This window comes from Robbsia andropogonis (assembly GCF_000970345.1).
In the GTDB taxonomy this organism is placed as follows: Bacteria; Pseudomonadota; Gammaproteobacteria; order Burkholderiales; family Burkholderiaceae; genus Robbsia; species Robbsia andropogonis.
This window is the reverse complement of the sequence record NZ_LAQU01000002.1, coordinates 215,517-238,585: the sequence shown is the minus strand read 5'-3', so window position 1 is coordinate 238,585 and position 23,069 is coordinate 215,517. Positions and strand designations below refer to the sequence as shown.

19 protein-coding genes and 4 pseudogenes are annotated in these 23,069 nt (G+C 57.6%); 11 read left to right on the top strand and 12 right to left on the bottom strand.

The annotated features are described in order from the left end of the window. Positions 1-61 precede the first annotated feature (61 nt). Positions 62-1,336 carry a NupC/NupG family nucleoside CNT transporter gene (locus WM40_RS03010; protein WP_046152099.1) on the top strand — a complete coding sequence of 425 codons (1,275 nt, stop codon included), beginning with the start codon at positions 62-64 and terminating at the stop codon, positions 1,334-1,336. A 115-nt stretch (positions 1,337-1,451) separates the two neighbouring features. Further along, positions 1,452-2,546 carry a nucleoside-specific channel-forming protein Tsx gene (gene tsx / locus WM40_RS03005; RefSeq protein ID WP_236693358.1) on the top strand — a complete coding sequence of 365 codons (1,095 nt, stop codon included), beginning with the start codon at positions 1,452-1,454 and terminating at the stop codon, positions 2,544-2,546. On the opposite strand, the gene WM40_RS03000 is transcribed toward tsx, so the two are convergent. Further along, positions 2,494-3,138, bottom strand: a complete 645-nt coding sequence (locus tag WM40_RS03000; protein ID WP_024905619.1) for an NUDIX domain-containing protein — start codon at positions 3,136-3,138, stop codon at positions 2,494-2,496. The two genes, tsx and WM40_RS03000, sit on opposite strands and share 53 nt — an antisense overlap. Positions 3,139-3,167: 29 nt before the next feature. Between WM40_RS03000 and WM40_RS02995 the strand changes: the two genes are divergently transcribed. The 4 genes and pseudogenes from WM40_RS02995 to WM40_RS32235 all read left to right on the top strand — a co-directional run bounded on the left by WM40_RS02995 (position 3,168) and on the right by WM40_RS32235 (position 9,051). Continuing rightward, positions 3,168-3,971 carry a DeoR/GlpR family DNA-binding transcription regulator gene (locus tag WM40_RS02995; RefSeq protein ID WP_201779115.1) on the top strand — a complete coding sequence of 268 codons (804 nt, stop codon included), beginning with the start codon at positions 3,168-3,170 and terminating at the stop codon, positions 3,969-3,971. A gap of 42 nt (positions 3,972-4,013) precedes the next feature. Further along, a pseudogene (locus tag WM40_RS02990) lies at positions 4,014-4,376 on the top strand (cupin domain-containing protein). Between the two features lie 857 nt (positions 4,377-5,233). After that, positions 5,234-7,213 carry a methyl-accepting chemotaxis protein gene (locus tag WM40_RS02985; RefSeq protein ID WP_162199029.1) on the top strand — a complete coding sequence of 660 codons (1,980 nt, stop codon included), beginning with the start codon at positions 5,234-5,236 and terminating at the stop codon, positions 7,211-7,213. A gap of 149 nt (positions 7,214-7,362) precedes the next feature. After that, positions 7,363-9,051: a methyl-accepting chemotaxis protein gene (locus WM40_RS32235; RefSeq protein ID WP_330218150.1), complete on the top strand. Its 1,689-nt coding sequence runs from the start codon at positions 7,363-7,365 to the stop codon at positions 9,049-9,051. A gap of 70 nt (positions 9,052-9,121) precedes the next feature. Here WM40_RS32235 and WM40_RS02975 read toward each other — a convergent pair. Next, a pseudogene (locus WM40_RS02975) lies at positions 9,122-9,579 on the bottom strand (DDE-type integrase/transposase/recombinase). Positions 9,580-9,842: 263 nt separating this feature from the next. Here WM40_RS02975 and WM40_RS32735 point away from each other — a divergent pair. Further along, positions 9,843-10,161, top strand: a pseudogene (locus WM40_RS32735) (DDE-type integrase/transposase/recombinase); the annotation flags it as partial. A 151-nt stretch (positions 10,162-10,312) separates the two neighbouring features. Here WM40_RS32735 and WM40_RS02965 read toward each other — a convergent pair. Next, the gene (locus tag WM40_RS02965) at positions 10,313-10,609 is read right to left on the bottom strand and encodes a hypothetical protein (protein WP_024905614.1); all 297 of its coding nucleotides are present in this window, start codon (positions 10,607-10,609) and stop codon (positions 10,313-10,315) included. Positions 10,610-10,655: 46 nt separating this feature from the next. Between WM40_RS02965 and WM40_RS02960 the strand changes: the two genes are divergently transcribed. Both WM40_RS02960 and WM40_RS02955 read left to right on the top strand, forming a co-directional pair. Further along, on the top strand, positions 10,656-12,095 hold the full coding sequence (locus WM40_RS02960) for a hypothetical protein (RefSeq protein ID WP_157685688.1): 1,440 nt from the start codon (positions 10,656-10,658) through the stop codon (positions 12,093-12,095). 197 nt (positions 12,096-12,292) lie between these two features. Next, complete coding sequence (locus WM40_RS02955) at positions 12,293-13,084, top strand: hypothetical protein (protein WP_157685687.1); 792 nt, start codon at positions 12,293-12,295, stop codon at positions 13,082-13,084. Positions 13,085-13,332: 248 nt separating this feature from the next. Here WM40_RS02955 and WM40_RS02950 read toward each other — a convergent pair whose 3' ends face one another. Then, a complete protein-coding gene (locus WM40_RS02950; RefSeq protein WP_024905610.1) occupies positions 13,333-13,650 on the bottom strand; it encodes a hypothetical protein in 318 nt (105 codons plus the stop codon). Here WM40_RS02950 and WM40_RS29475 point away from each other — a divergent pair. After that, a complete protein-coding gene (locus WM40_RS29475) occupies positions 13,637-14,380 on the top strand; it encodes a hypothetical protein (protein ID WP_157685686.1) in 744 nt (247 codons plus the stop codon). The two genes, WM40_RS02950 and WM40_RS29475, sit on opposite strands and share 14 nt — an antisense overlap. Before the next feature lie 3 nt (positions 14,381-14,383). After that, a pseudogene (locus WM40_RS32730) lies at positions 14,384-15,070 on the top strand (IS6 family transposase). Positions 15,071-15,095: 25 nt separating this feature from the next. On the opposite strand, the gene WM40_RS02935 reads toward WM40_RS32730, so the two are convergent. The 8 genes from WM40_RS02935 to WM40_RS02900 are packed head-to-tail and all read right to left on the bottom strand — an operon-like array spanning position 15,096 to position 22,729. Then, the gene (locus WM40_RS02935; protein WP_081765178.1) at positions 15,096-16,208 is read right to left on the bottom strand and encodes a GntR family transcriptional regulator; all 1,113 of its coding nucleotides are present in this window, start codon (positions 16,206-16,208) and stop codon (positions 15,096-15,098) included. A gap of 19 nt (positions 16,209-16,227) precedes the next feature. Then, entirely contained in the window at positions 16,228-17,454 is a 1,227-nt protein-coding gene (locus tag WM40_RS02930; RefSeq protein WP_236693357.1) for an ABC transporter substrate-binding protein, read from the bottom strand. 5 nt (positions 17,455-17,459) lie between these two features. Then, positions 17,460-18,554: a CobW family GTP-binding protein gene (locus WM40_RS02925; RefSeq protein ID WP_024905604.1), complete on the bottom strand. Its 1,095-nt coding sequence runs from the start codon at positions 18,552-18,554 to the stop codon at positions 17,460-17,462. Continuing rightward, the gene (locus WM40_RS02920; protein ID WP_046152094.1) at positions 18,551-18,847 is read right to left on the bottom strand and encodes a hypothetical protein; all 297 of its coding nucleotides are present in this window, start codon (positions 18,845-18,847) and stop codon (positions 18,551-18,553) included. The genes WM40_RS02925 and WM40_RS02920 overlap by 4 nt, the downstream gene beginning before the upstream one ends. 18 nt (positions 18,848-18,865) lie before the next feature. Next, positions 18,866-19,624 (bottom strand): SDR family NAD(P)-dependent oxidoreductase, encoded by a 759-nt coding sequence (locus WM40_RS02915; protein WP_024905602.1) that lies wholly within the window; start codon positions 19,622-19,624, stop codon positions 18,866-18,868. Between the two features lie 40 nt (positions 19,625-19,664). Continuing rightward, complete coding sequence (locus tag WM40_RS02910) at positions 19,665-20,420, bottom strand: SDR family NAD(P)-dependent oxidoreductase (RefSeq protein ID WP_046152093.1); 756 nt, start codon at positions 20,418-20,420, stop codon at positions 19,665-19,667. Between the two features lie 19 nt (positions 20,421-20,439). Further along, entirely contained in the window at positions 20,440-21,810 is a 1,371-nt protein-coding gene (locus WM40_RS02905; protein WP_046152092.1) for an MFS transporter, read from the bottom strand. A 37-nt stretch (positions 21,811-21,847) separates the two neighbouring features. After that, entirely contained in the window at positions 21,848-22,729 is an 882-nt protein-coding gene (locus tag WM40_RS02900; RefSeq protein WP_024905599.1) for a polysaccharide deacetylase family protein, read from the bottom strand. Between the last annotated feature and the right edge of the window lie 340 nt (positions 22,730-23,069).

The following is a 23,069-nucleotide window of genomic DNA, read 5'->3' as shown; positions in this document are numbered from 1 at the left end:
CGTTGCCCGAGCGTGCGGCTTCGCCGCGCTCGCCTTTTCTCTTTTTCGATGCGAGCACGTTTTGGATATTCTGCGTAGTTTGGTGGGCATGGGTCTGTTGTTGGTTATTGCTTATGCGCTGTCCGTCAATCGGCGGGCGATCCGGATGCGTACTTTATTGGCTGCAATGCTGCTCCAGGTTGCGGTTGGCGCGCTTGTATTGTTTCTGCCGCAGGGTAGCGCGGCGCTTTCGAGCGCGGCGCGCGGGGTCAACGACGTGTTGGAGATGGGTAACCACGGCGTGTCGTTCATGTTTGGCGGGCTGGTTGACGACAAGATGTTCCAACTCTTTGGTGGTCACGGTTTCATCTTCGCGCTGCGTGTGCTGCCGATGATCATTTTCGTGACGGCGCTGATCGCGGTGCTGTATCACATCGGCATCATGAAATGGGTCATTAATGTTGTAGGCGCGATACTCGGCAAGCTGCTAGGCGTGAGTCGTATCGAGGCGTGTTCCGCCGTTGCAACAACCTTTATCGGTCAGAGTGAGATCCCCGCATTCGTCAAGCCGTTCATCTCTCGTATGACCGGCGCGGAACTGTTTGCGGTGATGTCGAGTGGCATGGCCTCGATTGCCGGCTCGGTCCTTGTTGGCTATATCGGTCTGGGTGTCAAGCTTGAATATCTGCTCGCGGCGTCTTTCATGGCAGTTCCTGGTGGCCTTTTATTTGCGAAGATCATTTTCCCCACCACGGAAACCAGCACTGCGGATTTCACGCACCTGACGGCGGGCGAACACCGCTCGGCGAATGTAATCGACGCGGCGGCGTCCGGCGCGATGACCGGTCTACGAATCGCGGTGAGCGTGGGGGCCATGCTGATCGCCTTTATCGGATTGATTGCGCTGTTGAACGCCATGATTGGCAACGTCGCGGGTCTGTTTGGCTATTCGAATTTGACAATGCAAGGCATTCTTGGCCATATTTTTTCGCCGCTTGCCTGGCTGATTGGCGTGCCCTGGCAAAACGCCCAGATCGCAGGCAATTTCATTGGTGAGAAAATGATTCTCAATGAGTTCGTCGCCTATGCCGACCTGTCGCCGTATTTGAAGAGCGCCAATGACGTCCTCGCCGCGGGCTTGACGGTACTTGATCCCCGAACGATCGCCATCGTCTCATTCGCCTTGTGTGGTTTCTCGAATTTCTCCTCGATCGCAATTCTTGCTGGCGGCTTCAGCGCCGTCGCGCCCGAACGTCGCGCCGAAGTGACGCGCTACGGCTTGCGAGTGGTCGCCGCGAGCACCTTGTCAAATCTGATGAGTGCGGCAATTGCCGGCATCTTTCTGTCCTTGCATTGACGACAGAATCAGTAAGCAATAGTCGGTATTGACTGCGGTACGGACAACCGTCTTTCCTGGTGCGGAACATACATCAACAATCAGCACGATTATTTCTTGCTATCGGAGAACACGTATGCGGGCTATGAAACGTGTATGCGAAGTAATGTGGGCACAGTATTCAGAAACGTCTGTCAATATCGTGCGGACCGCGGCGTCCGGTAGTTTGCTCGCGGCATGCGCACTAGTGTCGGCCCCGTCGTGGGCAACAGGGTCACCCGATGACGGCGGCAACGCCGCCGAGGCTGGCCTGCCTGCAAGCGATACGGCAAAGAATGCATCACCGAATACGGTGCGCGCGTCGCCTCACGAAAGCGCGGAAGCGAAGCAAAATCCAGACAGCACGGCGCCGCTTCCCGCGATTGCCGAACCGGCCGTTGAGAATCGACCCTGGCTACATAACACGGTCAGTATCATCAACAGCAGCCTGACGCGGTTTGGACCGTATCGCACCGGTAATACCTATCTCGAATATGAATATTTTGGTACGAAGGGACCGTTTAACCTCTACGGCTACGTGGATGTGTTGAAGGTATTCAATGCGGGCACAAAAAATACGTCGGGGCTCTGGGACCAGGGGCCGCCTTTTTTCAGTGAGCAGGAACCCCGTGTCGCGCTTGATACGCTTGCAGGAAAAGCGTTTCGCTTTGGCCCTTTCAAGCATATCTATCTGGCGTCAGACTGGATTTATGAACAGGGAGGAAGCCGCGCGGACGAGCAAAATACTCTATATATAGGGCTCGGTACCGACATCGACACGCACACGCCCCTTTCTCTTTCGGCGAACCTCTACGTCAATCGTAATTGGCAGAACTATGGCGCGGCTAACGAGTATTCATGGGACGGTTACCGTTACCAGATGAACTACTTCTATCCGATTGGTCATTACCTGGGGGGCGACTGGAGCTATTCAGGCTTTTTCAACTATGACTTTGGATCACGGCTGCAAGAGAAAACGGGAGGTAACACGCGCACTGACAACGCATTTGTCGAGACGAACGCGCTGATCTATTCCTATCAGCACTTACGTCTGGTAGCGGTGGCCCGATACTTCCACAACGGTGGTCAGTGGAGCGGCTCGGTTTTGAACTTCGGTAGCGGAAATTTCCAGAATCGCTCTACGGGTTGGGGCTATTACTTCGAGGTTGGCTATCAGTGGGGGCGGATTTGAATGGGGGCTCCGCTAACTCTCCCAATGCAATATGCTGCAGTAGCATGATCGTCTTCCCATCGACAATCTGCCCGCGGGCTATCGCCGACAGTGCATCGTCTATCGTAAGCTCTATTACTTCGATGTCCTCGCCCTCGGCTTCCACGCCGCCTCCGGGACTGACCCGAGCCGACGCATCGTATTCTCCCGTGAAAAAGAAAAGCTTTTCTGTTACGGAACCAGGGCTCATGTAAGCCTCGAATACCTTGCGAACGTGTTGCACGCGATAGCCTGTTTCCTCCTCTGCCTCAGCCCTGATGCGTTCCTCCGGCGACGCGTTATCAAGCAGGCCGGCTGCGGTTTCGATCAGCATACCGTCGTGGCCGTTCACGAAAACGGGAAACCTGAATTGGCGTGTCAGTATCACCGTCCGTTGGGCGCGGTTAAAGAGAAGGATGGTCGCGCCGTTGCCACGATCGTAGGTTTCCCGGTTCTGCCGCTGCCAGGTTCCGTCGCGGCGACGAAAATCAAATGTCGTTTTCTTCAGCACATACCAATCATCCGACAGGGTCACCGAATCGATAATACGTACGCGGTCGCGTGTTGGGGTCATGGCACTCTCCTTCTGTGTTGAGTGCTTTTATGATATCGTGCAACTTCATGCAATATCAAGATAAAACGTGCAAAATCATGCTGACGTCGCAGCGGAAGAAATTGATACTCGATATGCTCGCGAAAAACGGGCAAGTCCTGGCAGGAAACCTCGCCGGGACATTTGAGGTATCGGAAGACACGATACGACGCGACCTGCGTGAACTTGCGTCGGAAGGCTTGCTTCAGCGCGTACACGGCGGAGCGCTCCCCGCTTCGCCTGCCGTCGCGCCATTTTCAGCGCGTCGCGCGATGGACGCTTCGGGAAAGACGGCTATTGGGCGTGTCGCCGCATCGATGATCGCACCGGGTCAGGTCGTCGTGATTGACGGGGGCACTACTTCCGCGGAGTTGGTCCGGCATATCCCGCACACACTGTCGGCTACCGTCGTGACGCATAGCCCAACAGTCGCCGTCGCATTAGTCGATCATCCGGCAATCGAGGTCATCATGATTGGAGGCAAACTTTATAAACATTCGATTGTGAATGTGGGGTCCGCCGCTATTGAAGCGATGTCTCACATTCGTGCGGATCTTTACTTCATGGGCGTGACTGGCGTGCATCTGACCGAAGGGCTCAGCACCGGCGACCTTGAAGAGGCATATGTGAAACGCGCGCTTGCCGCGCGCTCTGCCGAGACAATCGTCCTGGCGTCGATGGAAAAGCTCAATGCGGCGTCGGCTTATGCTATAGGCGACGTGACGCTCGCGCAAACAATCATTGTCGAGAGCGACACGAGCGAAGCATTCTCCGCCGACTTGGAAGCAGCAGGTGTCAGTGTTGTTCGGACCTAGCCTACACGCCACCTATCAACGAAGCGCGGCCAATGGCAAGCCATCGATCTAATCGACAAGATCGGGAAAATTGAAGGGTATTAGCAGCACGGTGTCGTTGCGGGAATGAGCGACCACCAATTTAAAGTAGTGATGGTCGAAAGCGAATTCGAATGGCGTCGCCGCGCTGATACTGATGAGACGTTCGTCGTCCTCGACGTGGCGTTGCGTATCTATTTTCGCGGCGCGTCGGCGGACGATGGATTGATCGTGTTGCGCGCGGGTTAAATGGCGGTGGTACCAAAGGATGTCGAACACAAGCCTCGCGAAAACAGCGAGGTAAAGCTGTTATTGATAGAGCCACGCCGGGTTGTCAACGCCGGTGATGGCGCGACGAGTGACCGAACGGTAGAAAATAACCAGTAGATCTGATCATGCTTGCTGCTATTTCGTGATGAACCGCTCATGGGGATGTCGAATCGCGCCCGCATATTATCCGACGAGTTGCCGCGGCAGCATCTTGTTCCTCTCATCTTGATAACTGGAGATGCCATGGACAGCTGCATTTATTCGGTAAGAGTTACGTGTCCTCACTTGCTTGCAGGAACATAATGCAGGTTTTCCTCTCATTTTTACCATTTATATGGAATGCATAGGCGTTTCGGTTTTATGGAACGCTGCGTGACGCTTGAAGAATGGTGGTTTCCCTAGTCATTATCAGTGGTGTTGCAGCAACGACCGCATTCACTTCTATCAATTTTCCGCGGCTGCGTTACAATTTTCGCAACTGGCAAGCCGCGGGTGATGCCTTGTGTTCATCTTCGTGAATGTGCCATGCATTGCATGTCGCAGCGGTGCAAATATCGGGGTACTCGTTGCCAAATTACCAAATTTGGTTTCGGAGTGGGCTTCATGATGAACTGCCGCGAAGCTATGCCACGCGCAATGGCTTTTCCCCGCTAGGTGACGCGGCGATTTTTTCGAGGCTCTGGAAGCCTGATGGGGTTAACCCGTCGACTACGAATGACTTACGAAAGAAGGAGTCTGGGCAGGTTTCATCCGAAATGAGCGGATCGCGAGACCGTATCATCGTAGGCACATCGACCCAGTCGGCACCGTATAAGAATTGACGTGCCACGCAAGATCGACGGGTTTGCGAGACATGCGCCGCGCGCGTCCAACAAGCAGTCATGCGGGAATAGTATTTCGGCATACATAATATGTATTACAAGAAGGGCTCTCATGCCGTTTGCATGTTGCCCCGCAAAAAAGAGAAGATTCGAATGACAAATATTTTGAGAAAACTACGCTTGCGGCGGAAGTTTTTCTTGCTTGGCACGATAGCGCTTGTCCTTGTTTCGGCGCCGACAGCGTTTTACCGGCGCGAGGCGAATAAAGCGGTGGCACAGATCAGGCACGAGATGGACGGAGTTGCACCCGCACAGCAATGGCTGGCCGTGTTGCAGGCGATACAACAACATCGCGGGCTAGCAATAGACCCTTCCGCAGGGGCGGCCCAGGACGAAAAGGCCCGACAGATCGACCAATTGCTTGATACGTTGCAGAAGTCGCTTGCAACAACCGATAATGCCGAACTGGTTGCCGCACTCGCCGAGGTGCAGCGCGATTGGGCGGCAGTGAAAGCCGATTCGATAAAGACGCCGAGGAACGCACTTGAAATCTATAAGTCGCACACGGCGTTGTTATCAAAGATGTTTGATGTAAATGACCTTTTGCTTGATAACTACGAACTCAGTCTGGACTCGAACCTGGACAGTTATCAATTGATATCGGGATTGCTGATTGGGTTGCCCGCCTCATCCGAAGAACTTGGAAAACTACGTGCTCGCGGCACCGCGGTCCTGGCGGCGAGCACGATTACGCTTGCCGACCGCGAAGCCATCCGAAACCTGATCGAACGTGCGCGCGAGCATCATCAGGAGATGACGAGATCTATTGGAAAGGCGTTCAAAGCCGATCCTAGATTGCGCGATCGTTTGGGCATGGCTTTCAAGACCGCCGTGGATCAGGCTAATACGGCCATCAAGATGGCCGACGACAATATCGTCAATGCCGACTTGGCCACACTTAGTGCAAGCGACTATCGGCGGGCGATGACATCGGCAATCGATGCGCAATTTGCGTTCAATGCTGTGGGCGTCACGGTATTGCGTGAATTGCTGGAGACGCAATTCAGTGACTTACGTCGGACCGAAACTATTTTACTGTTGTCGATTTTCGGAATTGCCTGTTTGGCAGCGTGGTTCGCGCGCGCCATTGTTCTGTCGATAACCCGTCCGTTGGATCAGGCGCTGGATGTGGCGCGGCGTGTCGCGGCGGGCGACCTTCGATCCGTTGTTGATGTAGAAGGGTCCGATGAACTCGCGATATTACTTACCGCATTGCGCAATATGAACAGCAGTCTCTCCAGTATTGTTGCCAATGTACGCCAGAACGCCGAGACGATCGGTGTGGCTAGCCGCGAAATTGCATCTGGAAACGAGGATCTGTCCAGCAGAACCGAGCAGCAGGCGGCGTCGCTGGGAGAGACTGCCGCATCGATTGGGCAATTTGCGACAGCGATCAAGCAGAATTCCCACAGTGCCGCCGAGGCGAACCGGCTGGCGCAGGACGTGAGCGGATCAGCCACGCAGGGTGGGGTGGCAGTCGACCAGGTTGTGGAGACAATGCAGTCCATTGCCACTCGGTCCGAGGAAGTCACGCAGATCATCGGGGTTATCGAAAGCATCGCGTTCCAGACGAACATCCTTGCGCTAAATGCGGCGGTTGAAGCGGCGCGCGCCGGCGAACAGGGGCGTGGGTTTGCCGTGGTGGCAAGCGAGGTGCGCGCGCTCGCCCAGCGCAGTGCGAGTGCAGCCAAAGAGATAAAGACACTGGTTACCGCCAGCGTCTCTCAAATCACCGAAGGCTCGTCTTTGGCGCAGCAAGCGGGCGGCCGTATTCATGCACTGGTTTCTTCCATCGGACGCGTCTCGGCGGTGGTATCCGAAATTGCCGCGGCGAGTACCGAGCAGGGCGTTGGGGTTGAGCAGGTCAACGTGGCCGTGAGCCAGATGGACAGTGTGACGCAGCAGAACGCAGCGCTGGTAGAGGAGGCCGCTGCGGCGACGGCAAGCCTGCAGCAGCAGGCGCAGGCACTTGTCGAAGCGGTAGCTAAATTCCAGTTGCCGTCTGCGGGACATTCGTCTACGGCCGACGACGGTAAGCACAGGGAAGCAAGGATTGCCTACGCAACCGCTTGATAGGTAACTACGGATGTAAATGGTCATGCAAGTCGTACGACTTAGCAGTGCTGTACCTGTCTCCTATGTGAACACAACAGCATGGCCTTATTTTTTTGTCCCCTAAAGACGTTCGACGATAAAGAAAGTTCAGTCTTTGCCGTAAACCATTGGCATGGCATTACGCCATTGGAAAACAAACAATCCCTACGAAAAAAATAGCAATCATGATGGATTTATCCCGTATAAAAGTAGGAACAAGGCTCGCGTTGGGTTTCGGCGCGGTCCTTTGCGTGCTTCTGGTGGTTGCCATCGTTGGCGTGGTCAAGCTAAAGCAACTCAATGATGCGCTTACGCAAAGTATTGACTTCGGTACGGCTGAGGCGAACACCTTGTCACGGGCACTGAACGATGCTCAGGATGCATCGTCCGCAATGCGTAATCTTATTATCCTCACTGACATGCCGCGCATGACCGTGCAGCAGGGCATTTACGATAGCAAGATGAAAGACTACTTGCAGGTCGCGAAGCAGGCTCACGCCCTCATGGAGAAGGACCCGCAAAAAGACGCCCAGAAAGATGCGCTACTGCTCCAGGCCGCCGAAAGTCGGCAAGCCGCTATTCCGCTCGTCGATAAGGCAGCAAAGCTCGGCTTGGCGAATGATCCTGCAGGCCCCGATTTTCTGATGAACGAGGCAGGACCCGCGCTTGATCGATGGACCGGTTCGCTCGCTCAGTTAAGAGATTATGTAGTGAGCCAAGGGGAAATCCAGGCCGCGGCTGCGCATGCGACGTACCGCTCTGCCAGGGCTGCGATGCTCTCGTTGATTGCTGTTGCAATCTTGGTTGCGCTAACTGTCTGTATCTTGATCGTGCGTAGCATTCAGCGGCAGCTTGGCGGTGAGCCGGATCTCGCGGCCAGCGTTGTCGGGCAGATTGCAGACGGCGATCTTACGGTCGATTTTCTGCTGAAAAACAACGACGCTTCCAGCTTGCTGTATTCGATGCAGGTCATGCGCAACAAGTTGACATCGACGATTGGTGGCATTCACCAGGCAACGGAATACATTACAACTGCATCGCATGAAATTGCTAGCGGAAACGCCGAGCTTTCCACGCGTACCGAACAACAAGCGGCATCGCTGGAGGAGACGGCTGCAAGCATGACGCAGCTGACTGAAACGGTCAAACAGAATGCCGATAACGCGCGCGAAGCCAATGCATTGGCGACCAAAGCCAGCGACATCGCCGATGCCGGTGAGCAATCTGTTCAGTCTATGGTCGGCACTATTGGCCGGATCAGCAGCAGCTCAAGCAAGATCTCTGAAATTACAGGGGTCATTGAAGGCATTGCCTTCCAGACAAATATCCTTGCGTTGAATGCCGCTGTTGAAGCCGCGCGTGCCGGTGAGCAAGGCCGCGGTTTTGCGGTGGTTGCCAGCGAGGTCCGTAATCTGGCTCAACGCTCCGCCGCTGCAGCCAAGGAAATCAAGGAAATGATCACCTCTTCCGTGACGACGATTGAGGCAGGTGCTTCCCAAGCAACAGAGGTTAGCGCCACGATGGCCCAGGTAAAGCAAGCCATCAAGCAAGTTTCCAATATCGTCGGGGAAATCAGCTCCGCTTCGGAGGAGCAAAGTCGTGGCATTCAGCAAGTGAATCAGGCGGTAGGTCAAATGGACGAAGTAACACAGCAGAATGCCGCGCTGGTCGAGGAAGCCGCCGCAGCAGCACAGTCACTCGAAGAGCAATCGATCAAGCTCAAGGACGCGGTTTCGGCGTTCAAGGTGGGTGCGATTGGAAGCCAAAGGCTGACGACCTCACCAGGCTCTGTGAGAAAGCCAGCATTGGCATGGTAGCAGTCAGCGTCGGCTGGGCACTGTCAACTTGGGGAGCACGGACAGCACAAGGTCAGGGAGCGAGTGCCGGTCAGAAACCAGTAGACCGGTTTTGGGTGATGTTGGTAAATTTGCCCCACGCCTCGAACTGGGCTGCGAGTTTTTTGCGATGAACTGACGCGCGCAGCTGATGGCGCTTGAGCGTGACATGACATGTTGACGGATCGGCCCGAAGCACTATAGAAATTTCCGAGTGCGTGTCGGGCTGCGAAAACCGCGAATACGTCGTTCGCGTCCGCGTGTAGGTTGGTGGCGGTTCTTGGCTCGGCCGTTGAGGCGAGCAGCCGCTTTTGACGAACACGTGTTTCACATTCGCTAGATCCGGAATCTCGGCTTTCGCCGCTGGAGAGCTGCGCAGTTGATCGGTGACGATCTTGCCCGGTACCGGGTTCGAGCGCAGCACACGCCGACCCCACGCTCGAAAAGCAATTACGCAGTGTCACGCAGACTTAGCTGGAAGCGGAAATACCAACACACCGCGCAGCTGATGACCGAAGGTGTGAAGCGATGACTGGTATAGAGCGATTTTGGTTTTTTTCATCACGACATCTTACGTCGGTTTTCCTACGGCTTGTTTACTTGAGCCAGCGCTACGGTGCGGCGGCATCGATGCGCTGTTCGATGCGGCCTGCGGCGGCGTAATTCCCTACACCGAGATGACGAGTTCGGTGTATTTCAACAGATGCCCGTCTGAAGTTACCAATCTCAACAGCTCCGACATTGCTTGCGCAACGAGAATGCACCAGGGCTAGCCATCAGAGACTATCACGCTCGATGGTTACGCTGCCTCGCACCGCGCGGTGCGGGGGATGGAGGCAGATGGCCTGCTTGCTTGAAGGCATGACGGTCCGCTCCTCGAAGTACCTGAACAATGTGATATAGCAGGCCCATCGAAACATCGAGTCCATAACAAACGTGATGCTCAGTTTCAAACGGTTCAGAAATGCCGCGGTAACGATCTCCGGCATCCAATTGATGCATCGCATTCGCAAGGGCCCGTTCGATGTGACTAAACTCTGTCTCAAAGATGCCGCTCTGCTTGCCGTATGGAATGCTGTTCTGTCTTTTTGATAAGACATCCTACATGTAAAAAAATTTCAACACGCTCACCTATTTGCACCAAAACCGCTTCGTAGGCTATTTTTATTCGTTAGAGGCACCTATCCTTCGGTCTGACGGTCAGCGCGCGCATGCCTGATGCATAGTATTGGTGAGCTAACCGCTAATACTTCAGCTTAACTGGCTGGCTACATGCACCCATGATGCGAATCTCGTCGAAATCTGCTGAGGTATCTCCGCCAAGGAGCAGCGCGCCATCGAATTCATCCGAAGCTGCCGCATCCGAGCCGAAACGCCGTCCGTTGTCGCTACCGACTTTTGAGGGATTGGCATGCCTTCCCGCATGCGCGCGGATGCCTAATGCAACGGACATTCCGACGCATGCGGCTGCAACCGTGCGTTCAATGCCACCGCGCCGGGATATTCGTACGCTCGTTACAAGTTCGTCGCCCCCCGCCATGCCGCGCGCCGAAAGGTCGACTGTGTCGGCGTCCGGAGCATTTGCGGTGTCGCCTACTAATCCCCCCGAGCGGATGCTGGAACGGATCGACCGGTTGATCGGCGCCACCATCGATCCCAAGGTGGCTAACGAGATTCTCGCCGACGCTGGCGATGCCAAGAGTCCAGTTACGTTCGACGGTTTCGGCAGGATCGAGGATCTTGCGCCACTGCACCATATATCCCCGGCGCTGGTTACCATGCTCGAGAACGCGGTAATCAAACCGCTGACGACGACGAACGCTCGCGGCCCGCGCGAGGCACCGCGCGCCGAACGCGACATTCTGGTGCGCGCGATGCATCTGCTCGGCATGGAGCGCAATCCAGTCAACCAGGCGTTGCTCGTCGATGCAAAAAAGCTCTTCCTGTCCAGTGGGTTCAGTCGTCTTGCGGTCGCAGCATTTGTCCATGACGCACTCGCTCGCGTTGGCGACGACGTGTTGCTGCACGATCAATTCACCAAACTCGCGGCCGAAATCGCGAAGCCGGTAACCGTCCCGCAGCTCGCTGACAACCTGTACGGCCGCACATTCGAATCGTTGCTGGTAGAAGATCTGGTACGCTGGCCGCCAAAAAACGTTTTACGCGTCTCACGTGAGCTCGGGCACGGTATTGTTGAAACAATGGAGTCGTATCCGCCTGCCGTGTTCAATGAGCTGGTGAGCATACTCCGCAGTGACGTGCGGCCTTGGTTCGGGCTGTCGCAGTCGATGCGGAACTTTTTGGATCACCCGACGATGGACACGCTAAAGGCATGTATGGCGGACACCTCGAACGGCATTGAAGCAATTAAAACTGTCAACGTCGCACAGCGCATGGTTTTGGCGATTCACAACGTGTCTGAGCGCGGTGAAATAGAACGTCCCGAGTGGTACCGCCGATGCTTCGATTTCTACTGCGATTTCCTTAGCACACAAAAGCCCGGAGGTAAGTCTCAACTGTCCGGTGTGCGCGCGCAGGATCCGGGTAACTGGCTGCACTATCAGCCAAACGCCGCCAACACGAAGAGTCCTTGGAAAGGACAAAGCTGGACGCACAGTCGCGTGGTCACTCCGGAACGTCTTTCCGCTTTCGAACAGGACGCCCTCGCGCGCGGCCAGCCGATCGTCAACGGTGCGTCAGGCCAGACCGGCATGGTAGCGTCCTTTGGTCACCATCTCGGACAAAGTCGTCCGCAGTTGTCACAGCGAGACTTGCATTTGACGATCATGATTTGCCTGGTGTTCAACGGCGGCCACTCGACCGAGGAGGTGCTGTTCGCGCTCGACGCGATCAGGGATCTACATACACCGGGCAGCGAACCGCGCGGTTTGCCGGAAGATTTTCGTGGTGGGTATGAACTGATCGCGGAACTAGCGGACGGCAAGGCGGGCAAGCAGATGCTCAGAGACCGCATGGATACCGCTTTGGAGCGAACCGTTGCCTATTGCGCGAAGCATGTTGTCTAAAGCGACCCGAAAATGAGACGGGATCGGCGCTTTACGTTGTCCCGTGCGTTGATCTTTCGCACCAGACATTCGCGAAAGGCTTTGTTGTTTGTCATCGTTGATGACGCCCCCGTTGCTTACAATCTTCAGTCAGTATGAAACCCATAATTGGTACAGTAGCTAACGTTGCTGGTATAACGCAATCGGGGAATGCTGATGTGAACCCGGCAGAAGCGGCAGCACGGCCCGGGTCGCCGCGACGGAGCCGCACTGTCCACTTAGGTGGTCTTTCTGGTTTGTTTAAGGCGGCGAACTGTGCGCTACCGCGAACCGTTCAGGGCGCCGCGCCGGGCCCAAGTCGCGCTATTCCTGCAATCGATACCCCGGGAAACACCACGATCGCAAACTTGTCTATTGCGCGGGAAGTATTAAAGGATATCCGAACGACGTATTATAAAAGCCCGAATTTTAAGTCCAGCAATAAATGGCGAACCAAAGTCGATCAGGAATTGGAAGTCGCAAGGTTGAAGGCGGCCAGCGCCAGTTTAAGCCGCTTGCGCGGCAATAGTTTGCGAAACCTATGCGACATCGAAAATGCAACGGCACATAACTGCGGTGAGTTGTCGAGGCTGGCGATGGAAAGGCTATCTGGCAGGAATGTTAAGGCTGCTCATATCGTGATTGGTGGGTCCACGATTGCACATGCTTTTGCCGCTATTCTGCCTTATGGGTGCGCGGAACAAAAAATTTGGGAGCGCGATATGAGTAAATGGGACGAAGGCATAATTATCTGCGACCCATGGTTGAATATCGCTTGTCCTGCTCCAGAGTTCAACAGGCGTCTGATTGAAAAGCTGAATAAATGGGATGAAGCGGGAAAGCGAATTTCTCACGAAGGGCAGTGGCTTTCTGCAAATGACGAGAAATTGAGGGACGCTATCGTCGCCGGTGAAAAACGAACACGCATTGTGTCTTCGCCGCCGAGGGTGCAGGGATTCCACATAAAATAGACGTATTGATAAAACCCGTTTGACCGCGTTGCGCTGTATTTATGAATATCTTTTTTGTGCTTAAGGCGTAACTGCGTGGCGTCGGGAGAATGCGCACGGGTCTGGCCGGTTCGTAACTGACAGGTGGCAGAGCTCGCGTACTTCGAGAGGGGCTCTCTTCCAATCCCCAGCATGCCACGCGCATCAAATATTCGCTGATTTCGCTTCTTTTTCGCTGGCACGGCAACCTCGCGTCTTTCCAAGGGGGACTATGAAGGTATTGGGCCGATTTTATTTGTCACCTTCAGAAAAAGATAGCCGACCATGAGTGCCATCAGCTTTTTTCGCAGCAGGACACAGCACGCTTCTTCGAGCACAGATGCCAGCACGACAACGGCCTCTGCGACCAGTGGTAAGCAGGCCCCGGCGAGCGGTGGCAGGAAGGGCCTGTCTTTTCCATTTTCGCTACCACTCTTGACAAATCGCGGCCCGAAGTCCTCGGCGGCATCCGCTGCGACGTCGTCGATGCCGCCTCGCAGTGCGCTCAAGCGCAAGCCACTTCCCGAGAATTCCTTGGTGAAGCTCATGCACGCCGAGCAACAGACGGAACTCACGACCGCATTTCTTCGTCATGCGGAGCCGGGATATGCTCGCAAAAGCGTGGGGTTCGCCGAACAGGCTAAGGTCGTCGATGAGACCGGTAAGCTAAGCAGGATAGCCTCCAAACGATTCTCCACACACAACGTGGTGGTGGATTCTTCGCCTGAGTTGAGGAGGAGCAACACCGCGCGACGGCGGGATGCACTGTTTGCCGCGCAAAATCTCTCCATGCTCGTAAAAAGCCATCCTGCGGGAACCTTTGACGCCAGTATCCAGCAAGGGATCGTGCCTCATGAAACACTGGAAGGCGCCGACCTCGGCAATGTCGATCCCGCCGATGTGATCCACGAGTTCCAAGAACTGCAGAAGACGGAGAATCAGAGTCTCCTGTACGAGATCGCCAACAGTCTGAAGGCACTCGGAGCCACGTCTGCTGACGAGGCGAGAGAAATTCTGCCCGGCATCTTGCAGAACACGCATGTTCAGCACGCGGACTATCACGAAGCCGATGAAATCCTTGAGGAGCAAGCGTCTCCAGCGGAGACGCTCAGGGCGGCGTTCGCCAAGCTTCCGGAGCGGCTGCGCGGGGACGATGTCATCGAGATGTTCGAGAGCCTCGGTCGGCCGCATCCTCGAGAGGTGATGGCTGCGAAGGGTGAAGCTTACTTCGATACAATTGACGAGCGTCTTGCGGAAATCAACGCCAGAGGTGAATGAACCATCGTCCTGTGCGTGCGCTGGTACCTTTGCTACAAGTTCAGCCTACGCGATCTGTTGAAAATGATGGCTGAGCGCGGTTTATCGCTGGCTCCCACGATGGGCTGGGTGAAAGGCTCTACCTCGGAGTTCGCTAAATGGTGGCGCCGCATCGCGATCCCTGCGGGTGGCTCGTGGCGGGTCGATGAGACCTACATGAGGATTCGTGGCAGATGGGTCTACCTGTACCGGGCGGTTGATCGAGATGGCCGGACAGTGGACTTCTTACTCAGGGCCAAACCAAAGTAGCCGCAGCCAAAGCTTTTTTCGCAAGGCGATCCTACACCAGGGCCAGCCTCCAGAGACTATCACGCTCGATCGTTACCCTGCATCGCACCGTGCGGTGCGGGAGACGAACGCCGATGGCCTGCTGCTTGAAGACATGAAAGTCCGGTCCTCGAAGTATCTGAACAATATATGGTTGAGCAGGCCCATCGAAACATCAAGTCGAGAACGAACGTGATGCTCGGTTTCAGGTGTTTCAGAAACGCCGCAACCGCGGTCGCGATCATCGCGCAGACTCAGGCCATGCTCAGACAACTGCTCCAACGAATGTGCGATGGCAGCAGGATGGTTGTGCGTGAAGATGCCGGAAGCTTGTGGCGTTCTTTGACGAAGATCATCCCGACAACCAACGGTGTTGAACCTTGAAGCAAAAGTGAGCTGGCACTAACCACTACGCAATTCGCTGCATATAACCGGGCAGATCGGGATCGGGTAGCACTGCGAGCACCTTCAACCGTTGACGCGTTCGCGTTTCCCCGTGTTGCAGGTGCGTCGCCAGCGCATTGCAAGCGGTGTCGAGATCGTCATGCAACAGTGCCAGAATAATGTCCCGATGCTCCGCCAGCGTCCCTGGCTCCGGATGTAATCTAAACGCATCGTAGAATGCATGGTTGACGATCAACGGCATGTGCGCATGACTGATCGTGGCAACCAGTTTGGGGTTCGGTGCGCCCGCGAGGAACGTGTCATGCAACGTCGTTTCAAGTTTGTGCAACGCAACCGCATCAACGGAATCGGGAGTTTCGATCGCGCGCTCGACATCGTGTAGTGCCGCTTCCAGCTGCGCACGCGTTAAGGATGGCGCACCTGCTCGCAACGCGGCGGGCTCCAGCAACGCGCGCAGCTCGTAGTCCTGACGCACCGCACGTGCGGTGAGCGGTCCGCATAGCCAGTGCGAATATGCGGATTTCTCGACCAGCCCGCGATCGCGCAACCGGTTCAGCGCTTCGCGAACCGTGCCACGACTTACGCCGAAAGCCTCGGCGGCATTGCTTTCATCAATGCGGAAATGCCCGAACACAATACCCAGTGAAATGGCGGCTTCGAGCGAATCGTAGATGCGTTCGCTGTTCGAAGGAATGTCGAGCGGTTCGAGCGGGCGGTCGAAACCGAGCGTGCTTTCCGAGATAGGCGCGCGTAGCGGCTCCGGCACGCTACCATCCGCATGGGCGACAAGATAGCCGCGTCCTTCGAAGGTATGGAGGAGACCGTCCCCGTGCAGCATTTCGAACGCCTTTCTGACCGGCACGCGACTCGTGCCGAAGATGCGCGCGACGGGGCCCTCCAGCAACACCAGGCCCGGCGCGATGTTGCCAAGCGCAATGGCCGATTTCAACTGCTCATGGATCACGCGATAGCGTAAGCGGGTATCGGCCTCGAGCGGCACGTCCGGAGAAGCTGTCGGGAAGGCACCGGTGGCCTTGCGCGGCGGGGTCGGCCGACGAATATCGGTGTGCGGGGTGGGCGAACCTGAGGATCGGGAAGCCCTGGCGTGTCTTGTCATCTTCAACGGACGGTCGCCGTCAGCACCGCATGAACTCGGTCCAACGGCGCACGAGGTAGTTATGCTCATCCATCACCGAATCCCATACCGCAATCCGGCTCATGCGTGCGGCGTAGCTGCCGCCATCCCGCCTTTGACCCATCGGAACCAGATGCGCGGATGTGGGTCCCGGGAGATCCGTCGGCGCCTGGGCACCATCGTACCAGTACGCCCATTCCGCATCGCTCATATACGCGCGCGAGCGCTCCGGGTGGGAGATATAGAAACCCTGGCGCGCGACCGTCGCGCCGGCCCAGCCGTCCAGCCACCAGTTCAGATACGCGTAAGCGGCGTCCAGCACCCGCCCTTGCGCGAACCGCGATATGCCGATGCCGCCAAACCACGCGCGATATCCCTCCCGAGGCTGGGCCAGGCGAAACTTCAGGCCGGCACGCGCCAGTTCCACCGTGGCCGGCGACCAGATGCTCTGAATCGCTACCTTGTTCGTGATCATCAGTTGCGCGGCTTCAGCGAAAGTCGACCAAAAACCCGCGAAATGCCCGCGCCGCTTGAAGTCGATCAGCGTTGCAATCAGCCCGTCGATTTCCTCGATGCTCAGATTGCCGATGTCGTCGAAGCGCATCAGGCCACTTGCCTGGACGGCAAGTGCCGCATCGATCGCGCCGATCGCGGCATCCGCCTGCAGCGCAACGCGCCCGGCGAGTTCCGGCGCCAGCAGCCATGCCCAGCTTTCCTCGCGGTCCGTGAGCAAGCTCGGCATCGCGTCCTGCAGATACACAAAGCTGTCCACGTTGTGCGTAAGGGGCAGCATGCTGACGCGCCCGGTCGGCGTGTGCGAGAGCGAGCCGTCGGCTTGCACATACAGACGATCGGCGGGGACGCAGCCCGCGCTGCCGCGCGCATTCGCCGTCGTCCGCGTGTTCACGCGGCCCATGCGCGCCGTGAGCGGTGGCGTATTGATGTCGTTCCAACGAGGAATGCGCGCCACGTCGATAGGCTGCAGTGCGTGGGTGGGCCACAGGCAGTCGATGCTGTGAAACCATTGATCGTACAGATCGTACCTGTCGGGATGCATGACGCCTTCGCGTTGCACGCTGCCGCCATCCTCGACGATGAAGCGAAGCCGGATGCCCAGATCCTGTTCCGCACGCTTGCGGATGTGTTCCTGCAGCGTCACCGTCGTGCCCAGCACGCGCAACTCGACTTTGGGTGCATGCACCGCGGGGGCGGAAGGACGCTGGCGCACTGGATTCAACGGATCGTTTCTGCTGTGTGAAGATGCCGACGAAAACGCCGGTACGAATCGACTACCGCATCTCGCGACAGGCCTTGCACGATGAACACGAGACGCGATTTGTGCATGTCTGCGGGATCGTCATGGATGCTGCCAGGCCATGCATCCAGATGCAGCACAGGATGTACGAGATGATGCACCGCATGGAGCACGACTGGTCGCGTCGCGCCGGCAAGCGCAAGGAGACCCTTGACCCGGGGAATGCTATCACCGTGGCGCGACAGCAGCAATGTAAACCATAGTGTGAAAACGGCCCAGTCCACTGGTTCTTCAAATTCCATGCAGAACGCGTCAAGCGATGCAAAGCCATCGTGATGCGTTGCCGTTGCATCCAGCCGCGCGAGTGGGTTCGCCAGCGCTGCCGCGTCATCCTTCGCCGTCCTGGCGTCATGCATGCCGGTGCGTCGGACGAAATCCGCGAAGTCGTGCGCGTTTGTCGCCGGGGCCAGCACAACCGCCGCACCATCCGCACGCGTGCGGTGTGCGATGTGCGCGGCCGGATTCAAGCGCGCGAGCGATTCGTGTAGCGTATCGAGCGCATTTTCATCAACAAGGTCCGTCTTGCTAATGATGATCCGGTCAGCCGCCGTGACCTGCGCGAGCCACTCCGGATACTGCGCGCGTTGCCGCACGGCGTGGACGGAATCCACAACCGTGACAATCGCACTGATCGAATAATGACTGGACACCACGCGGTCTCCCAGCAGGGTCGCGACGATCGGTGCGGGCGTTGCAAGTCCGGTGGTCTCGAGCACGAGGCGCGAGAATGGCGGCACCTCGCCACGCACGCGCCGGGAGAACAGCGACGCCAGCGCATCCTTTAGCTCACCGCGAATCGCACAACAGACACACCCGTTGTCGAGCAGCACGGTTTCCGTCTCCACTTCGCCGATCAGCAGATGGTCCAGGCCGACCTCGCCAAACTCGTTGACGAGCAGCGCCGTATCCCGGGCGGCGTCGCCCTTGAGCACGTCGGCCAGCAACGTGGATTTGCCGCTGCCGAGAAAGCCCGTGACGATGGTCACCGGAATCACGTCGTACGCAAGGCTCATGACGACTCCTCGTCCGCGAACAACGTCAGCGGATCAAGTGAACGGCCGAGCATCGCTTCCGCAGCTTTCCATATCTGCATGAAATCGTCGACGATAACCTGCGCACCGGTCGGAGACGACAACACGAACGACTGACCATGGAAATCGGACAGTGTCAGCCGGAAGCCTTCGAGCAGGCGGTTCGCATGCGCGATCTGCACATAGCGTTGCTGCCGCGCGCTCGCGCCTTCCCCCGCCGCCACCGTGTTTGACCAGTGGCCGCCGCCGCCAAACAGTCCACACATGCCGCACATCGCACTCTCCCGTTGTCGTCAGGGCATCACGTCGCCGGAATTTGGCCCCAGGGTCTGCCCGACGAACAGATTGCCACCAGGATCGGATGCGAGCAGAAGGGCCGTGGGTGCGACTTCCTCGGGACGGCCAAAGCGCCGCAACGGTAGCTCCTTCGATTTCATTTCCTTCCACGATGCACTGATGCTGTCGACAAGGGGTGTCTCGATGGGGCCGGGCGCAATCGCGTTCACGAGCACGTTGTCCGGCGCGGCCTCGATGGCCAGCGACTTCGTGAATCCGATCACGCCGGCCTTGGCCGCCGAATAATGCGTGAGCTCGGCACCTCCCTTGATGCCGAGTTGGGAGGCGATGTTGATGATGCGTCCCCAGCGTTGCGCGGTCATTGCAGGCAGCGCGCGACGCGAGCACAGAAACACGCTACGCAGGTCGATGCGTACCATGTCGTCCCACATCTTCGTACTCAGGTCGGTGCAACGCGCCTGGGTCAGTATCCCCGCGTTGTTCACGAGAATGTCGATGCTGCCATACATCTCGATGCAGCTGTCGACGATGCGATTTGCGCCCGCCTCTTCACCGACGTCGGCGATCACCGTGTGCACGTGCGCGCCGTATGCGCGGCATACATCGGCTTGCGCGGAGAGGCGTGCTTCGTTGAGATCGGCGAGCACGAGCTGCGCGCCCGCTTCGGCATAGGCGAGCGCGATCGCCGCGCCGATACCGCTCGCGGCGCCCGTTACCACCGCACTGCGGCCATCGAGTGAGAATGTTGCAGCCATGGTTATGTCCTTGTCCGATGAATCGGGCGAATCAGATTGGTCAGCCTGGCCACCGTACGGTCAACCCGCCATCCGCGATTATTGACTGCCCCGTGATGTACGAGGCGTCGTCGCTCGTCAGGTAGCGGATCAGTGCGGCGATCTCCCGCGGGCGGCCGATACGTCCTAGCGGAATACCCTTCGCCGCTTCGCGCAGGCCGTCGGGGCCGAGCGAGTTCACCGCGTCGAGCGACTGCGGCGTTTCGATCAGGCCGGGAATGACCGCATTACAGCGGATGCCGCGCGGAGCGAGTTCCATCGCCACCGCACGGCACAGGCCGGGCACGCCCGACTTCGCCGCCGAGTAATGCGTGTGGTTCTCCCAGCCGTACACGCCGCCCGCGATCGACGACACCGCGACCATCGCGCCGCCGTCGCGCATGTGCCGTGCCGCTGCACGGAAGGTACGCATCACCCCGGACAGATCGACGTCGAGCATCTGGTGCCACTGCGCATCGCTCATGTCGGTGAGCGGCGATGCCCGCAGCAGTCCTGCATTGGCGACCGCGTAGTCGAGGCACCCAAATCGTTCAAGCGCCGCCATGGCGAAAGTTTCGACCTGTTCCGCGGACGTCACGTCCACCGCGTGCATCAGGCACTGGCCGCCCGCCTGTCGGACCGCATGCGCGGTGGCCTCCGGATCGTGCGGGTCGCCGAGGAAATAGCCGCCCACCACTGCGACGCCAATCTCCGCATAGGCCACTGCCAGCGCCTGACCGATGCCGCTTGCCGCCCCTGTTACCAATGCTGCTTTCACGAAACGCTCTCCGGACAGGTTAATGGGATGCGGCGGGATTCACGTGCCGTGCGAACAGGATCAATACCCCTGACAGGAAGCATGGCAGCGCGCCGAACCACAGCGCCGCATGTAGCCAGTCGCCGCCGTGATTGAGCATTGACGTCACGCCGACGCCCGCCAGGATCGCTCCCACCGGACCCATCGCGTGAACGATGGAACTGCCCGTGCCGCGGATCGTGGTCGGGTAGCTTTCGCCAATGAAGAACAGCGCCGCCGAATACGGGCCGATCAGGAAGAACAGCCCGAGGCTGTAGAGCGCGACGACCACCGCCGAGCTGCTCGGTCCGAACAGCATGGCGGCGAAAGAAAGGCCGCCGAGCATCCAGCCTATCGCAAGCGTATTGCGTCGTCCGATCTTGTCGCCGATGAAGCCGTGGCTCAGATAACCGCAATAGCCGATCACATTGGACAGGACGAGAATCAGCAATGAGTTCTCGAACGACACGTTATGCACGCGCGTCAGAACCGTCGTGCCGAGCACGCTGAAGACCTGGATCGCGGACCAGTTGAGCAGAATGCCGCCGCCCAGTACGAGCGTCGCGCGTAGCGCGCTGCCGCGAAACGCTTCGGCCAGGCCCGCGCGGCTGTGCGCTTCATAGTCGACCCCATGTGTGTGGGCCAGGCTGCGTGCTTCCTCGCCCGCGCCCGCTTCGCGCAGTTGCTTGATGCGCTTATTCAGCAGGAACTGCGGACTTTCCTTAAGACGCCGTGTCATGAAGAAGATGATGACCGCGGGAAACGTCGCGAATACGAAGCAGCCTTGCCAGCCAATGCGCGGCAGCAGCAACGCCGTCAGGCCCGAAGCCATCAGTGCGCCGATCGGCCAGCCGCCCTGTACGAGACTGTAGATGAAGCCCTTGTTGCGATTGAGCTTCGGGTCATTGGCGGCTGAATACAGCTCGTTGAGATAAGTCGCATTGACGGTTTCCTCTGCATAGCCAAGGCCGGACAGTGAACGGATCAGCACGAGTGGTACCTGGCCCATCGCGCCACCCACGACTGTTAGCCCCGAGCACACCGCCGCGCCTGCAACCGTCCATAACAATCCTGCCTTGCGTCCGAGCCTGTCGAGTAACGGCCCGATTGCAAACGCGATCACCGCAGTGCCGATCGCGACCAATGTGGCAATTTCCGCTTGCGCCGCCGCGTCCCATTGGTAGTGTTTGCCGATTTCGGGCAACAGCGTGCCGAACAGGATGAAGTCGTACACGGCAAAGACCCAGGCGAAGAATGCGACGACCGTCGCACGCTTCACGTCGGATGGCAGAATCGCCTCCAGCCGGAAGTCGGATGTGGAAAGCGGACTCTCTTTTATCTTGGCACTTTCTTGGAGTTCGGAGGGTGACATGGTCGGGGCAGGTCTCTATCAGATCATGCGGTTGAGGTCAGGGCTTGCGAGGATGACGACGCAGAAAGTCGTCGGCGATTTCATCGCAGGTGCAAAAGCGCACGCCTTCGTGCTGGCGGAAATGCGCGATCAGGCGTTCGAGCATCAGCAGAACCTGTGCGCGACCGGATACGTCCGGGTGAATCGTGATCGGGAACACCGCATAGTCGTGCTCGCGATACACCCAGTCGAACTGGTCGCGCCACATCTGCTCGATATCGCGGGGGTTCACGAAGCCGTGACTGTTGGGGGCTTTCTTGATGAACATCATCGGCGGCAGATCATCGAGATACCAGTTCGCGGGGATTTCCACGAGATCGGTTTCCTGTCCGCGCACGAGCGGCTTCATCCAAGTGTCGGGATGCTTGCTGTAGTCGATCTTGGTCCACGAATCCCCAACGCGAACGTAGTACGGGTGGTAGTCGTTGTGCATCAAGCTGTGGTCGTACTTGATCCCCTTCTTCACCAACAGTGCGTTCGTGACATTGCTGAATTCCCACCACGGCGCGACGTAACCCGTCGGCGGCCGGCCCGCCAGTTGTGTGACCAGCTCGATGCTGCGATCGAGCACGGTTTCTTCCTGCTCCGGCGTCATCGCGATCGGGTTTTCGTGGCTGTAGCCATGGATGCCGATCTCATGTCCCGCTGCCGCGACCGCCTTCATCTGCACGGGGAAGGTCTCGATTGAATGACCAGGAATGAACCAGGTGGTGCGGATCTTTTCGCGCTCGAAGAGCTTCAGCAATCGCATCGACCCAACCTCCCCAGCGAACAGGCCGCGTGAGATGTCGTCGGGGGAATCCTCGCCGCCATATGAACCTAGCCAGCCGGCCACCGCATCCACGTCGATACCGAATGCGACCAAAATTTCCTTTGCCATGCGATGTTCTCCTTCGGGTAGTTCCTGCGCGAAGCAACCGTCGCCTCGACTCTCAGGGCGACGGGGTTTTCCTGTCTCCGACGCCGCGTTTGGCGGCTGCGCCAGCCGGTGCGACGACCAGATTAAAGTCGCCGTTTTCGTATAAATGTACGTCGTCGACAACATACGTTTACAATGGCAACATCAAAAAAAAACAGCAATGCAGGGATTACCCTTGCTTGCCGTGCCGGTTAGCAAGACAACACGCCGATACCGGTTTCATTTCAAGAATCAATTTTCCCGAGAGCGGCCAACTGATTTCGCCAAGGGAACGGCCGGTTTTCAGATTGGCGGGTGAAGC

Coding starts and splice junctions, on each gene's coding strand:
- WM40_RS02935 (WP_081765178.1), bottom strand. CDS start 16,208: ATGACAAGACACGCCAGGGCTTCCCGATCCTCAGGTTCGCCCACCCCG.
- WM40_RS02950 (WP_024905610.1), bottom strand. CDS start 13,650: ATGAGCTTCACCAAGGAATTCTCGGGAAGTGGCTTGCGCTTGAGCGCA.
- WM40_RS02900 (WP_024905599.1), bottom strand. CDS start 22,729: ATGGCAAAGGAAATTTTGGTCGCATTCGGTATCGACGTGGATGCGGTG.
- WM40_RS02985 (WP_162199029.1), top strand. CDS start 5,234: ATGACAAATATTTTGAGAAAACTACGCTTGCGGCGGAAGTTTTTCTTG.
- WM40_RS02905 (WP_046152092.1), bottom strand. CDS start 21,810: ATGTCACCCTCCGAACTCCAAGAAAGTGCCAAGATAAAAGAGAGTCCG.
- WM40_RS03000 (WP_024905619.1), bottom strand. CDS start 3,138: ATGACCCCAACACGCGACCGCGTACGTATTATCGATTCGGTGACCCTG.
- WM40_RS02965 (WP_024905614.1), bottom strand. CDS start 10,609: ATGGCGGGGGGCGACGAACTTGTAACGAGCGTACGAATATCCCGGCGC.
- WM40_RS02925 (WP_024905604.1), bottom strand. CDS start 18,554: ATGAGCCTTGCGTACGACGTGATTCCGGTGACCATCGTCACGGGCTTT.
- WM40_RS02915 (WP_024905602.1), bottom strand. CDS start 19,624: ATGGCTGCAACATTCTCACTCGATGGCCGCAGTGCGGTGGTAACGGGC.
- WM40_RS02995 (WP_201779115.1), top strand. CDS start 3,168: ATGATATCGTGCAACTTCATGCAATATCAAGATAAAACGTGCAAAATC.
- WM40_RS02920 (WP_046152094.1), bottom strand. CDS start 18,847: ATGTGCGGCATGTGTGGACTGTTTGGCGGCGGCGGCCACTGGTCAAAC.
- tsx (WP_236693358.1), top strand. CDS start 1,452: ATGCGGGCTATGAAACGTGTATGCGAAGTAATGTGGGCACAGTATTCA.